Origin of the sequence: Streptomyces sp. TN58, assembly GCF_001941845.1 — a bacterium.
Taxonomy (GTDB): Bacteria; Actinomycetota; Actinomycetes; order Streptomycetales; family Streptomycetaceae; genus Streptomyces.
Genome location: NZ_CP018870.1, coordinates 3,783,925 through 3,795,679, shown reverse-complemented (window position 1 = coordinate 3,795,679; position 11,755 = coordinate 3,783,925). Strand labels below are relative to the sequence as shown.

Below are 11,755 nucleotides of genomic sequence, written 5' to 3'. Positions count from 1 at the left end.
GCGCCGGCATGGACCCTGCGGCCGATCTGCGCCTCTGCCCAAAGGCAGAGGGCGGCGGGCCGGGGGCAGGGGGCAGGGGTCAGAAGGGCACGGAATCGGCTGGTCCGACGATCCCGAACAGCGCTCCCTCGGGATCGCGCAGGGTGATCTCCTGCGGGCGCGAAACGGCCTGCGCCACGGAGACGGTGCTGCCGCCCAGGCCGGTCGCGGCCTTCACCGCGGTTTCCAGGTCGGGCACCCGGAAGTGGACGTGCCAGCGCGGCCGCACGTTCGGGTCGGGGGCCTGCGCGAGCGTCCCGCCGTGCAGGCGGGCCACCGTACGGCCCGCGTGGCGCAGCAGGATGCGGTGGTCCTCCTCCACGTAGGCGACCTCGCAGCAGCCCTCCTGGGAGCACGCCCATTCCAGGACCTCGCCGTAGAAGATGGCGGCGTCGAAGGCGTTCCTGGTGCGCAGTTCCAGCCAGGCCGGCGCGGCCTCGCCGCCCATACCCCAGTCGGGGATGGCGTCGCCCTGCCAGATCCCGAAGACCGCGCCGTCGAGGTCGGCGGCGAGCGCCGCCCGTCCCGTACCGAAGGCGAGGGGGCCGACGGCCACGGTCCCGCTGCGCTCCAGGATGCGTGCGGCCGTGCCGTCGGCGTCGTCCACGGCGAAGTACGGGGTCCAGGCGACCGGGACCGTGACCCCGGCGGGCATGGATCCGAGGCCGGCGACCGGGACGCCGTCGCTGAAGCCGACGGCGAATCCCCCGCCGAGGCGGTCGCCGCCGAACCGCCAGCCGAGGACCGCGCTGTAGAAGGCCTGCGCCGCGCCGACGTCGCGCGCCATGAGGCTGACCCAGCAGGGTGCGCCGTATGTTTCGTGACTCGATGTCGACACGCCTGTCATCCCCATCCGCCGGTGCGGCCCCGGATGCCCCTCCCACGGTACTCGCGGGAGCTCCCGGGAAACGTCCGCCACATCCTCCTTGCGCCGCCGCCCGCGCCCGCGCCGACACGGCGGCCGGCCCCGGCCGCCCACCCGGCGGAACGCATCCGGCGCGGCCGGGTGCCGGCTCCGTCAGCCGCCCTGGTCCTCCGGCCCGCCGTCCGACGCGTCCTGCGGCGCGTCCTGCGGGTCGTCCCTCAGCCACAGCGGGTGCTCCCGCCGTGCCCAGACGCGCTCGACCGACCCGGTACGCATGCCCCTGCGCGCCTCCGGGTCGGCGAGCGCCATGCCGATGTGGCCGGCCACCACGATGCCGACGGCCAAAGCCAGCCAGTCGTGCACGAAGGTGGCGCTCGTACGCCACACCAGGGGTGTCAGGTGCGTGAACCACATCAGCAGCCCGGTCGCCAGCATGACGAGGACGGCGCCGGCGATCCACGACGCGTAGATCTTCTGCCCGGCGTTGAACTTGCCCGCCGGCCGGGAACCGGAGCGGCGGTCGCGTCGCCGTACCGCGCGCAGCCACTTCCTGTCGTGCGGCCCGAACCGGTTCAGCCTGCGCAGGTCGGTCCGGAAGGCGGGAGAGGCGAGGCCCAGCAGGAAGGGTGCGGGCAGCAGGATCCCGGCCCATTCGTGGACGGTGACGACGAGAGCGCGGCGGCCGACGAGTTCGGCGATCTGGGGGACGTAGAGCGCGGCGGCGGTCGCGACGCAGAGCAGCAGCAGGCCGGCCGTCGTGCGGTGGACCCAGCGCTCGGCGCGGGTGAACCTGCGTACCCGCCGGGCCGGTTCAGACGGTGGGTGCGTCACTGCGCCCGTTGGATCCGCCGACCCAGGCGTCGACGTCATAGCCCCGCTCCTCCCAGTAGCCGGGCCGCACGTCGGACGTGAGCGTGATCCCGGAGAGCCATTTCGCCGACTTGTAGAAGTACATCGGCGCGACGTAGAGCCGGACCGGGCCGCCGTGGGTGTGGCTGACCGGCTTGTCCTGCATCTGCAGAGCGACCAGTACGTCGTCGCGCCGGGCCTGCGGGAGGGTGAGGCTCTCGCTGTAGGTGCCGTCGAAGCAGGTGAAGCGGATCGCCGTCGCTTCCGGCCGTACGCCGGCCGCGTCGAGCAGGTGGGACAGCGTGACGCCGGAGAAGGGCGTCTGGGGGACCCGCCAGCCGGTGACGCACTGCACGTCCCGTACGACACGCGTCTGCGGCAGTTGCCGTAGCGCGTCGAGGGTGTAGGTGGTGGGGTGGTCGACCAGGCCGTCCACGGTGAGCCGGTAGGTCTGCTCGGTCTTCCGCGGGACGGAGGAGACGACGGAGTAGTAGCGGAAGCCGCCGCCGTTGGGCAGCAGTCCCGTGAGTCCGGTCGGGTCCTTGTCCGAGGCGGCGCCGAGGAAGGTCTCCGTCGCGCGCTGCACGTACGGTGCGGCGACGAGGCCTCCGCCGCCGAGCGCGATCATGCCGAGCACCAGACGGCGCCCTACGGGGGCGCCCTCGGTGTCGTCGGGGTCGTCTGTCGTCACCCCTTGAGTCGACCACCGCGGGGGTGCGGACCGCCAGGGGGATCCGGGCGACGTCAGACTTTCGTCACAGACGGTCCGGGGCGGGCGGCGTGCCGGATTCCGCGGCGCGGCGGTATTCGGCGTTGAGGCGCTGGGCCTCTTCGAGCTGGTCCTCAAGGATGATGATGCGGCAGGCGGCTTCGATGGGAGTGCCCTGGTCGACGAGTTCCCGGGCGCGTGCGGCGATGCGCAGCTGGTAGCGGGAGTAGCGGCGGTGGCCGCCCGCGGAGCGGAGCGGGGTGATGAGGCGCGCTTCGCCGATGGCGCGCAGGAAGCCCTGGGTGCTGCCGATCATCTCGGCGGCCCTGCCCATGGTGTAGGCGGGGTAGTCGTCGTCGTCGAGTCGCCCGTACGAGTCGTCTGCTGTCATTTGCACCTCTCTGTGAAACGCGTCGAGGGGCCCTGGCGCCGTACGGCACCAGGGCCCCGAAGGAACTACTACACCACCTGCCGGCCCTGATACTGCGCCGGCTTTCTGTGTCCGCGGACCCGACCCAGTGGCTGTCGGATGCGCGGGGATCGCGGTTGCCTGACCGGAGACCACCTCGCTATCGATGTCCTGCGGTACCCGGTCGCGAAGCTTCCGACCGGGCGATCCTGATGGCGCCGCGTTCCTCCGTTCTATCCTCGTGATTTCCCTACCATGGGGTACTGCTCACTGACTTCACTGCTGGTACTGCCGTGTACTGCGTACTGCCGTCGCGGGTCCGCATCCGTCATGCCCGCGGTCCCGCTCTCGGTGGCCCCTGATCACTGCGGGCCACCCGGTCCGGCCGTCAGTCCCGTCGCCATCCTGCTGCGAAAACCCGGCTCCGGAACTCCACCGCCGTACCGTCCTGCGTACTGCGATTTCTCTTCACTGCTGGTACTGCTTGCCGGCAGTTCGTCTCTGCCAGGCCCTGCTGTCTCTCTGGGGTACGTGAGAAACCATACCCAGGCCACCGCCCAATGTCTACTCCGGCCGACATAGATTTTCGAGTGTCGGATGGAAAGGTAATCGGCCTCGGCGAACGCCTCTCCGGGAGCCCCCTCGCCCGCCCTCCCACGGGTACGCGAGAGGGCCCGACCGGCGTGTGCCGGTCGGGCCCTCTCGGCTGACCGCGGTCAGCTCACGTTCGCTCGCGGGTCGGGGGTCAGACAGTCGCCGGAACGCCGAGCCGACGCAGGCGGATGGCCCTTCCGGCCGCGAGAGCGGTGACCGGGGTGGGCGGCTCGCCCTCGCCGGAGAGGTCGCGCAGCCGGAGCCGGTCCGTGTAGGCCGGGCTCTGGCGGACGGCGGTGAGCCGGGCCAGGGTGACGCGGCAGGCGGCAAGGCCCTCGCCGTCGTGGCCCTCGCCGTCGCCGTCGCAGACGAGGAGATGGGCGCTGCGGGCGCCCGCCATGACGGCCAGCGCCACCTCGACGGTCATGTCGTCGCAGACCTGGAGTTCTGCCGGCTCCATGGCGTCCCCGTCCTCCACCGGCCTGAGCGCGGGGGCGGCCTGGGCCGAGCGGGGCTGCATCTGGACCAACGTCACAACGTGCCTCCTGAGGAGATGGGTCAGCTTCCGGATCATGCGGCGCTCAGGCCGCCCTCCCGACCGTGGACCGTCGCCCGCCCGCACGCCGGGCAGCGGAAGCGGAACCGGAGCCGGAACCGCGTCGACCGCGGGATGCCGTGCCTCCCCTGCGCTGCTCCGCCGGCGGGGCGGTGATCGTCACGGGGACGCCCGACGGGGCCTGGGCACCGGTGATCCTGCGCAGTGCTTCCTCGCCCGAGCGGACCTGAGTGGTCTGCGGCACGATGCCGGCGTCCTGCATGAGCCGGGTCATCCCACGGCGCTGGTTGCCGGTGACCAGGGTGACGACACTGCCGGACTCGCCGGCTCGCGCCGTACGGCCGCCGCGGTGGAGGTAGTCCTTGTGGTCGGTCGGCGGGTCCACGTTGACGACGAGGTCGAGGTTGTCGACGTGGATGCCGCGCGCGGCGACGTTCGTGGCGACGAGCGCGGTGACGTGCCCGGTCTTGAAGCGGGCGAGGGTGCGGGTGCGCTGCGGCTGCGACTTGCCGCCGTGGAGGGCGGCGGCCCGGACACCGCTGTTGAGGAGTTCCTCGGTGAGGCGGTCCACGGCGTGCTTGGTGTCCAGGAACATGATCACTCGGCCGTCGCGCGCCGCGATCTCCGTCGTCAGCCGCTGCTTGTCGGCGCCGTGCACATGCAGGACGTGGTGCTCCATCGTGGTGACCGCGCCCTTGGACGGGTCGACGGAGTGGACGACGGGGTCGGTGAGGTAGCGGCGGACCAGGAGGTCGACGTTGCGGTCCAGGGTCGCGGAGAACAACATCCGCTGACCCTCGGGGCGGACCTGGCTCAGGAGCGCGGTGACCTGCGGCATGAAGCCCATGTCGGCCATCTGGTCGGCCTCGTCGAGGACGGTGGTGGCGACCTGGTCCAGTCGGCAGTCACCGCGGTCGATGAGGTCCTTGAGGCGGCCGGGCGTGGCCACGACGACTTCCGCACCGCCGCGCAGCGCGGCCGCCTGCCTGCCGATCGGCATCCCGCCTACGACGGTGGCCAGACGCAGCCGCACGGCGCGGGCGTAGGGGGTAAGGGCGTCGGTGACCTGCTGGGCGAGTTCCCGGGTGGGGACCAGGACCAGGGCCAGCGGGCCCCGCGGCTCGGCACGCCGACCGGCCGTCCTGGCCAGCAGGGCCAGGCCGAAGGCGAGGGTCTTGCCGGAGCCGGTCCGGCCGCGGCCGAGGACGTCACGGCCCGCGAGGGAGTTGGGCAGGGTCGCTCCCTGGATCGGGAACGGCACGGACACGCCCTGCGCGGTGAGCGCGGCCAGGAGCTCGCCGGGCATGTCGAGGTCGGCGAACGCCTCGGCGGGGGGCAGTGCCGGGGTGATCGTCTTCGGCAGGGCGAACTCTCCGCGCGGCCCTGCGGAACGCGAGCCGTAGCCGCCCGAGCGGTCAGGGGCGGACGACCCGGCGCGTCCGGAGCGTGCGGAGCGACCCGAGGCGGCGGGGGCGCCGTACCCGCGGCTGCCGCCGCTGCGGCGGGCACGGGGGGAGCGATCGTTCGTGCGTGCGGGGTTCATGCAGAACCTTCCTTGATACGACGCGTATCAAGGAATTCCCGCAGCGGATGGACGTCACGGGGAATCGCAGGCACGGGCCGAATGAAATGCGAAAGCGAGCGGATGTGCTCGGACGGAGAACCGCCTGTGCGCGAGTGGGCGGAAGGAAAAGTCATCGGCCGCTCAGGCGCAGATGAGAAGGTGTGAAATGCGCGCAGCTGGGGCCCGCACCCCGAGGGATGCGGGCCCCAGCTACGAGTCGTGCGTCAGCGTCAGGCGGTGACGATGTTCTCGGCCGTCGGGCCCTTCTGACCCTGCGCGATGTCGAAGCTGACCTTCTGGCCTTCCTGCAGCTCGCGGAAGCCCTGGGCGGCGATGTTCGAGAAGTGGGCGAACACATCGGCGCCGCCACCGTCCTGCTCGATGAAGCCGAAGCCCTTTTCCGCGTTGAACCACTTCACAGTGCCAGTAGCCATGTCATGTCTCCTTTGGGGCAGTACGCCGGCGTCCGTACCGTACGGACGCCGTGTCGCCGCGATGATGCCCTGCCCGGAAAATGACCGGAAATAAAGCGCTTCCGTGCGGCGTGTACCGACCGGAGGCGCTTGAAGTTTTACGGGTACCAAAACTGCAACTGACTTCGACAGTAGCACGCATTCACGCAATGTGGGCGCCCAGTATTTTCCCCTGCGTGGTGCCGACAAAAAGCCTCGCCGCCGCAGCGGTCAAATCCTCAGGCCGCGAACACAGGTATTCATTCGGTGTCAGGCGTTCTCGGAGGCGGGCGGGGTGACCCATTCGACGAACTGGACGATCACGCCGTTGGGGTCGGTGACCTGGAAGAGGCGCTCGCCCCAAGGCTCCTCGCGCAGCGGCATGGTGATCTCGACGCCCTCGGCGCGCAGGCGCGCCTCCTCGCCCTCGATGCCGGTGGCGGTGAAGGCGAGGATCAGCCCGGAGGCGCGCCGGTCGCGCTGGTCGGCCGGCAGCACCTCGGTGCCCCGCGCGAGCAGGACGACGTCGATGGCCGCGTCGTCGCGCGACAGGGAGGCGAAGCCCTCGGCCGCGGCCTGCTCGGTGTAGCCGAGGTGGGCGGTGAAGAACCGCTGGGAGGCGGCGACGTCGTCGACGGTGAGCGAGACGGTGGACGCGGTGATCTGCAAGGTGCTTCTCCTCGTGGGTCTTCGGGCGACGGAGGTACGGGGGCCGCGGTGCTGGGGCGGTCCGGTGGTCCGGTGGTCCGGTGCCGCGGCGGGTGGTCCGGCCGCGGGGGCGCGTCAGTAGCCGGAGCGGCGTGGCAGATTGCGGTTGCTCTGCGGGGGGACCCGCCGTGCGGGCTGCGGGACCGGGTGGCCCGCGCGGCGGTGGCTGGCGGGCGGAACCGGGGCCCGGTTGGCCGGCGAGGTGAGGGCCGTGTCGGCCTTGAGGGGCGTGAGCGGAAGGGCGAAGGGGTGACGACCGGGCATGGAGGCATCCGTTCTTCGGTCCGGAGAAAACTTGCGACGGACGTAAAGTTAGTTCGAGCATGGCGAAGGTGTCAACATAAAAATGCTACGGATGTAAGATTGCTCCATGACTACTCACGCCACCGCGCCCGTGCCCGCTCCTGGCCTGCGGGAATCGAAGAAGCAGGAGACCCGGCAGCTCATCTCCGACGTCGCCACCGGCCTGTTCCTCACCCAGGGGTTCGAGCGGACCACCATCGCCGAGATCGCCGCCGCCGCGCGGGTCGCGAAGAAGACGGTCACCAACTACTTCCCACACAAGGAGGACCTGGCCCTGGACCACCAGGACGCCTTCACCGGCTCGCTCGCCGCCACGGTGACCGGCCGCGGGTCCGGCGAATCGGCCCTCGCGGCCCTGCGCCGCGCCTTCGCCGACGCGGCCGCGGACGCCGACCCGGTCGCCGGGTTCTCAGGCCCCGACTTCGCCCGCATGATCGACGACAGCCCCACCCTCTCCGCCCGCCTGCGCGATCTGCACGACCTGCGGGAGACGGCACTGGCAGACGCCCTGGCCGACGCCACCGGCACCCCGCGCGGCGACATCACCCCCCGCGCCGCCGCCGCCCTGCTCGGCGCCGTGCACCGCACCCTGTTCCAGCGCATCCAGGAACTCACCCTCGCCGGCCAGGACAACGCCCGGATCTCCGCCACCGTCGCCGCGGAGGCGGACACCGCCTTCGGCCTGCTGGAACCCTCACTCGCCGACTACGCCACAGCCTGACCCGGCGGCGAGGCGGGTGAAGGGCGGGCCCGGCGGCCTACCCGGCGGCGGCGATCGTGTCACCGCCGCCGCCGCCGCCGCCGCCGCCGCCGTCGGGTCGGGTGCGGCGGTGGCCGGCGTCGCGGCCGCCGTCGGCGCCCTGCTCGGCCTGCACTTCGCCTTCGGCCGCCGCCGAGGCGCCGTCCGCGGCTGACCGTCCCGCCGTGCTTCAGGCGGCGCCGTAGAGCCCGGCCAACTCGGCGACGGCGCGGGACATCTCCGTACGCGCGGTCACATGGGCTTTCGCGGTGGCGGGACGGCGCGAAGAAGTTCCCAGAGGGGGCGCGAGCCGCTGGCCCATTGGGCGAGGAGGTGGCGGTCGACGAGGTGGAGGTGCTGGGACCTCGCGAAGTCGAGGGCGGGGCCGGAGAAGCGGCCGTTGGTGAGCATGACCAGGACGTCGCCGCCGTGGATCTGGCGGCCGGTGCCGTTGAGTACCTGGAGGTCGGGGGTGCCTACCGCGGATCCGGACCAACCGGCCCTGCGGTGCTTGCACTGGATCACCCAGCGCCGGCCGTAGGGATCGGTGGCCTTCACGTCGGCGCCGTTGTCGCCGCGTCCGCCTACCTTCTGGGCGTCGGTGCAACCGTCGCGGTGCATGAGGTCCCGTACGGCGAACTCGAAGTCGTTGTGGTGGAGGCTGTCGAGGTGCTCGACGGCGTAGCGCAGGCCCTGGGCGCGCACCCGTTCCCAGCGGGCTGCCTCCTGACGTCGCCGTATCCAGAAGCCGCCTGTGCCGACTGCGGCCAGGAGCAGGAGGACGACGACCCAGGGGTGGGCGGCCAGCCAGTTCACGATCGCCGCGACGAGGCTGACGGCCACCAGGCCGACGAGTCCGAGGAAGACCAGCGCTTCGGAGTCGGAGTTCCTGCGGCGGCGCGGGGTGCCGCTGCGCCTGCGTCGCCTCACGGGCGGCCGCCGGGTCACCGTCCGCTGCCCGGGCTGGGGAAGACGATGGGGTAGGAGACAGCGGGCGTCGGATGCGGCTGTGCCTGCTTCTCCCAAGCCGGCCACTTGATCGGGTAGACCACCGTCGATCGCGGTCGGGGTAACTCCTCGCCGGTCCCCGTCCCGGTCCCGGGGCCTGCCCCTGCCGTGGTGCCGCCGTTGCCGAGGACGAATGCTCCTGCCACGAACAGACCCAGCAGCGTGGTCTCGCGGCGTGCACCGGCCGGGAGCCGGAAGTATCCCTTTACCGGGGTGCCGTCCGAGCGCACGTAGTCCTTGATCCAGGGCACAGCTGCCTCCCCCTCACCAGTCGCGTCGCGCCTCCCCGCGCAACGCCCCATATAAGCACCCGCCACTGACGACAGGTCACCGATTCGTCACGACTGGTGTACGTCGGGTGATCGCGCGCACTGGTGCACCCCTGCGATCCTGTTAACCCGGATAAACAGAGGGCTGTCCGAGCGGGCGGTTGGATGCACCGGGATTGATCAGGGATTTCCCCTATTTGCCCGCCTCGCATGCCAGCCTGAGGCGCCTCTGGCTACTGCCGCTCGCCCCGAAGCGCCTCTATGAGCACTGTGAATGCGCACTTGGCGCACATGCGGCCTTCGCCATACGGTCCTCACGTCGGCACAAGAAACCGACCCGACGTCAAGGAGCCCTGTGGAGCCCGTACATGACGCACAGACAGGTCTGCTTACCCGTGCGCAGATCGCACAGCGCCTACAAGTGAGCCGTCCGGCCGTGTCGAACTGGGCGCGGAGGTACGAGGACTTCCCCGCCCCGGTGCGCTCCGGCGACACGGAGCTCTTCCGGGAGGCCGAGGTCGCCCGATGGCTGGGGATGCGCCGCCTTCGGCCTCGACACCTGCTGAAGGGGGAGCGGGCGGGCACGACCTACGCCGACCGCTTCGGACGCGCCGACGGAAGACGGGGCACGGCAACGAAGTCGGCGAGGAACCTCTCCCCACGGATCGAGGCCGAGGACGGGAAAGCCGTCGATCAGCTCATGGACCGTCTCGCAGATCGAGTGCGGGGGCCGGCCCCGATGGCGGACTTCGTGAACCTCTGCCTCTTCGTGATGTACGTGCGCCACGCGGAGCCGGAACAGTGGCGGCGGATCGAGCACGTCATGGCGGCAGGCGAAAGAACGCAGGACGTCAAGGGTCTGCTCGGCACCCTTGGCCACATGGCCCGCAACACCCTGCGCCGGTACGGCGACCGTACCGACATGCGGGGCAGTCTGCTGAACCTCCAACCGCGTGGTTGGGAGGACCTCGTCACCGCTGTGAACACGGCAGCCGGTGCGGGCGAGGGCGCGTTCCGGCTCGTGTGGGAGGCGTTCAGCGTACGGGAAGGGCTGCAGAGCTCGGAGTTCTGCAGCCCGGCGGGCCTGGCCGCACTGGCGGCGGATCTGACACTGGCTCCGGGCAAGAAGGCCACCGTCTTCGACCCATACACCCGGGGCGGGGAGATGCTGGCCGCCGCGTACCGGCACGTCGGGGACGTGGGCGGCACCGTGTACGGCGAGACCCTGGACGGGCGTCTGCAGTCGGTCGCGAGCCTGTACCTCCTCCACCTCGGGGTACGGCCGATGGTGAGCAGCAACCGGTCCGACCGGTGGCCGCCGCTGCGGGAACACCATGCCGACGTCGTGCTGACGAATCCGCCGTTCAACATGAGCGACGTACCCGGTCCCGGCCGGCGAACGGGGAACTGGCCGTACGGCGCCCCGCCCCGGGGCAACGACAACTTCGCCTGGGTGCAGTACGTCCTCCAAGCGCTGGTACCCGGCGGTCGGGCAGCCGTCGTCATGCCGGTGAAGGCGGGCAACTCGGTGAACGCCGCCGAGCGCGAGATCCGCGGTGCGCTCGTCCGCACGGGAGCCGTCGAGTGTGTCATCGCGCTGCCGCCACACCTGTTCTCCGCGACGCCCGTGCCGGTTTCCCTGTGGCTGCTACGGCGGGTCGGACATCCGAGACGGGAAGACGTCCTGTTCGTCGATGCGCAGGAGCTGGGGGAGAAAAGCCGGCGTCGGCGCGTACTTCGTGCCACGGATCGTGCGGCGATCACGAAGGTGGTTCGTGCCTGGCTCGACGGGTCGGGCCACCCGGACGCGGGGGAGGACGCGCTGCGCGCTGCCGACCGAAACCTCCCGGCCACCGCCGTGCTGCGTACGGACATCGCCGCCGAGGAGTATTCGCTGCACCCCGGCGACTACCTCGGCGGCGGACACTACGGTGCCGCTCCCGTCGCGGTACGCCTGCGCGACGCGGAGGATGACGCGGCGGCGCACGGGGGCAGGGTGCGTCTGCTGGAGCAGCGGGTTCCAGGAGCGGAGTACGGCTACGGCCCCGGTCCCGGTCCTGACCACTGGGAAGAGCGGACTCTCGGGTATCTGTGCGAAATCCAGCCCGGACCTTCGTACACCCGCCTTCCCGCAGCGGCGCGCACGGGCGACGCCGGCGTTCCGCTCGTCTTTCCGCAGGATCTCGTCGGGGGAAGGATCGTGGACGAGCCTCGCCGTCGGGTGTCCTGGCAGACGGCCGAGCGCTTCAAGAAGTTCGAGGTGCACGTGAACGACATCGTCTGCGTGCGCACGGGTGCGCAGCAGCAACCCGCTCTGGTCGGCGCCCGACAGGAGGGATGGCTGCTCAGCGCGAACGTCACACGCCTGCGGGTACTTCCGAGGGGCGACATCGATCCCCTGTACCTCCACGCCTACCTCAGCCTCAGGTACGCACGGGAGTGGATGGCGAACCGGGCCGCGGCCACGGCAGCCCCGTCGCTGAGGTCCGAGGCCCTGGGGCATCTTCCGGTGCGCTTTCCCCCCATCGCACAGCAGCGCCGGTGCGTGGAACTCCTCGGCGACCTCGGCCGACGCACCGAGGCGTACGAGGCCTACGCCTCGGCACTCGGCCGGCTGCGGGCCGAACTCGCCGAGCACCTGCTGCACGGCTCGGCCGCACCGCGGTGACGGCCCGCCGTCCGCCGATCTCC

At 71.3% G+C, this 11,755-nt stretch carries 14 protein-coding genes; 3 read left to right on the top strand and 11 right to left on the bottom strand.

From position 1 onward, the window contains the following. Nucleotides 1-79: 79 nt before the first annotated feature. The 9 genes from BSL84_RS17185 to BSL84_RS17145 all read right to left on the bottom strand — a co-directional run bounded on the left by BSL84_RS17185 (nucleotide 80) and on the right by BSL84_RS17145 (nucleotide 7,009). Nucleotides 80-826 carry a VOC family protein gene (locus BSL84_RS17185; protein WP_075970679.1) on the bottom strand — a complete coding sequence of 249 codons (747 nt, stop codon included), beginning with the start codon at nucleotides 824-826 and terminating at the stop codon, nucleotides 80-82. 231 nt (nucleotides 827-1,057) lie between these two features. After that, nucleotides 1,058-1,774, bottom strand: coding sequence for a cytochrome b/b6 domain-containing protein (locus BSL84_RS17180; RefSeq protein WP_075970678.1), 717 nt, complete (start codon nucleotides 1,772-1,774; stop codon nucleotides 1,058-1,060). Next, on the bottom strand, nucleotides 1,716-2,381 hold the full coding sequence (locus BSL84_RS17175; protein WP_094744316.1) for a molybdopterin-dependent oxidoreductase: 666 nt from the start codon (nucleotides 2,379-2,381) through the stop codon (nucleotides 1,716-1,718). Before BSL84_RS17175 ends, BSL84_RS17180 begins: the two co-directional genes overlap by 59 nt. A 127-nt stretch (nucleotides 2,382-2,508) precedes the next feature. Then, a complete protein-coding gene (locus tag BSL84_RS17170; protein WP_030036722.1) occupies nucleotides 2,509-2,853 on the bottom strand; it encodes a MerR family transcriptional regulator in 345 nt (114 codons plus the stop codon). Nucleotides 2,854-3,616: 763 nt separating this feature from the next. Next, entirely contained in the window at nucleotides 3,617-4,000 is a 384-nt protein-coding gene (locus tag BSL84_RS17165) for a hypothetical protein (RefSeq protein ID WP_075972132.1), read from the bottom strand. 46 nt (nucleotides 4,001-4,046) lie between these two features. Then, nucleotides 4,047-5,564: a DEAD/DEAH box helicase gene (locus BSL84_RS17160; protein ID WP_075970677.1), complete on the bottom strand. Its 1,518-nt coding sequence runs from the start codon at nucleotides 5,562-5,564 to the stop codon at nucleotides 4,047-4,049. 251 nt (nucleotides 5,565-5,815) lie between these two features. Beyond that, entirely contained in the window at nucleotides 5,816-6,019 is a 204-nt protein-coding gene (locus BSL84_RS17155) for a cold-shock protein (RefSeq protein WP_030036716.1), read from the bottom strand. Nucleotides 6,020-6,307: 288 nt separating this feature from the next. Further along, entirely contained in the window at nucleotides 6,308-6,706 is a 399-nt protein-coding gene (locus tag BSL84_RS17150) for a VOC family protein (RefSeq protein ID WP_075970676.1), read from the bottom strand. Nucleotides 6,707-6,820: 114 nt separating this feature from the next. Beyond that, nucleotides 6,821-7,009 (bottom strand): hypothetical protein, encoded by a 189-nt coding sequence (locus tag BSL84_RS17145; protein WP_075970675.1) that lies wholly within the window; start codon nucleotides 7,007-7,009, stop codon nucleotides 6,821-6,823. Nucleotides 7,010-7,115: 106 nt separating this feature from the next. On the opposite strand from BSL84_RS17145, the gene BSL84_RS17140 reads away from it, so the two are divergent. Further along, the gene (locus BSL84_RS17140; RefSeq protein WP_045321635.1) at nucleotides 7,116-7,769 is read left to right on the top strand and encodes a TetR/AcrR family transcriptional regulator; all 654 of its coding nucleotides are present in this window, start codon (nucleotides 7,116-7,118) and stop codon (nucleotides 7,767-7,769) included. 16 nt (nucleotides 7,770-7,785) lie between these two features. Then, nucleotides 7,786-7,962: a hypothetical protein gene (locus BSL84_RS36135; protein ID WP_159393529.1), complete on the top strand. Its 177-nt coding sequence runs from the start codon at nucleotides 7,786-7,788 to the stop codon at nucleotides 7,960-7,962. Between the two features lie 77 nt (nucleotides 7,963-8,039). Here the strand turns inward: BSL84_RS36135 and BSL84_RS17135 are convergent, their stop codons facing one another. Together BSL84_RS17135 and BSL84_RS17130 are read right to left on the bottom strand one after the other, a co-directional pair. Then, the gene (locus BSL84_RS17135; RefSeq protein ID WP_234308369.1) at nucleotides 8,040-8,717 is read right to left on the bottom strand and encodes a restriction endonuclease; all 678 of its coding nucleotides are present in this window, start codon (nucleotides 8,715-8,717) and stop codon (nucleotides 8,040-8,042) included. A gap of 14 nt (nucleotides 8,718-8,731) precedes the next feature. Next, nucleotides 8,732-9,046 carry a hypothetical protein gene (locus tag BSL84_RS17130; RefSeq protein WP_052680516.1) on the bottom strand — a complete coding sequence of 105 codons (315 nt, stop codon included), beginning with the start codon at nucleotides 9,044-9,046 and terminating at the stop codon, nucleotides 8,732-8,734. Between the two features lie 439 nt (nucleotides 9,047-9,485). Here BSL84_RS17130 and BSL84_RS17125 point away from each other — a divergent pair, with 439 nt between their 5' ends. Next, complete coding sequence (locus BSL84_RS17125; RefSeq protein ID WP_159393528.1) at nucleotides 9,486-11,732, top strand: N-6 DNA methylase; 2,247 nt, start codon at nucleotides 9,486-9,488, stop codon at nucleotides 11,730-11,732. Nucleotides 11,733-11,755 lie beyond the last annotated feature (23 nt).

What these genes read in the sequence shown, in the direction of transcription:
- BSL84_RS17185 (WP_075970679.1), bottom strand. Translation starts at nt 826, where the DNA reads ATGGCGCGCGACGTCGGCGCGGCGCAGGCCTTCTACAGCGCGGTCCTC.
- BSL84_RS17180 (WP_075970678.1), bottom strand. Translation starts at nt 1,774, where the DNA reads ATGACGTCGACGCCTGGGTCGGCGGATCCAACGGGCGCAGTGACGCAC.
- BSL84_RS17175 (WP_094744316.1), bottom strand. Translation starts at nt 2,381, where the DNA reads ATGATCGCGCTCGGCGGCGGAGGCCTCGTCGCCGCACCGTACGTGCAG.
- BSL84_RS17170 (WP_030036722.1), bottom strand. Translation starts at nt 2,853, where the DNA reads ATGACAGCAGACGACTCGTACGGGCGACTCGACGACGACGACTACCCC.
- BSL84_RS17160 (WP_075970677.1), bottom strand. Translation starts at nt 5,564, where the DNA reads ATGAACCCCGCACGCACGAACGATCGCTCCCCCCGTGCCCGCCGCAGC.
- BSL84_RS17155 (WP_030036716.1), bottom strand. Translation starts at nt 6,019, where the DNA reads ATGGCTACTGGCACTGTGAAGTGGTTCAACGCGGAAAAGGGCTTCGGC.
- BSL84_RS17145 (WP_075970675.1), bottom strand. Translation starts at nt 7,009, where the DNA reads ATGCCCGGTCGTCACCCCTTCGCCCTTCCGCTCACGCCCCTCAAGGCC.
- BSL84_RS17140 (WP_045321635.1), top strand. Translation starts at nt 7,116, where the DNA reads ATGACTACTCACGCCACCGCGCCCGTGCCCGCTCCTGGCCTGCGGGAA.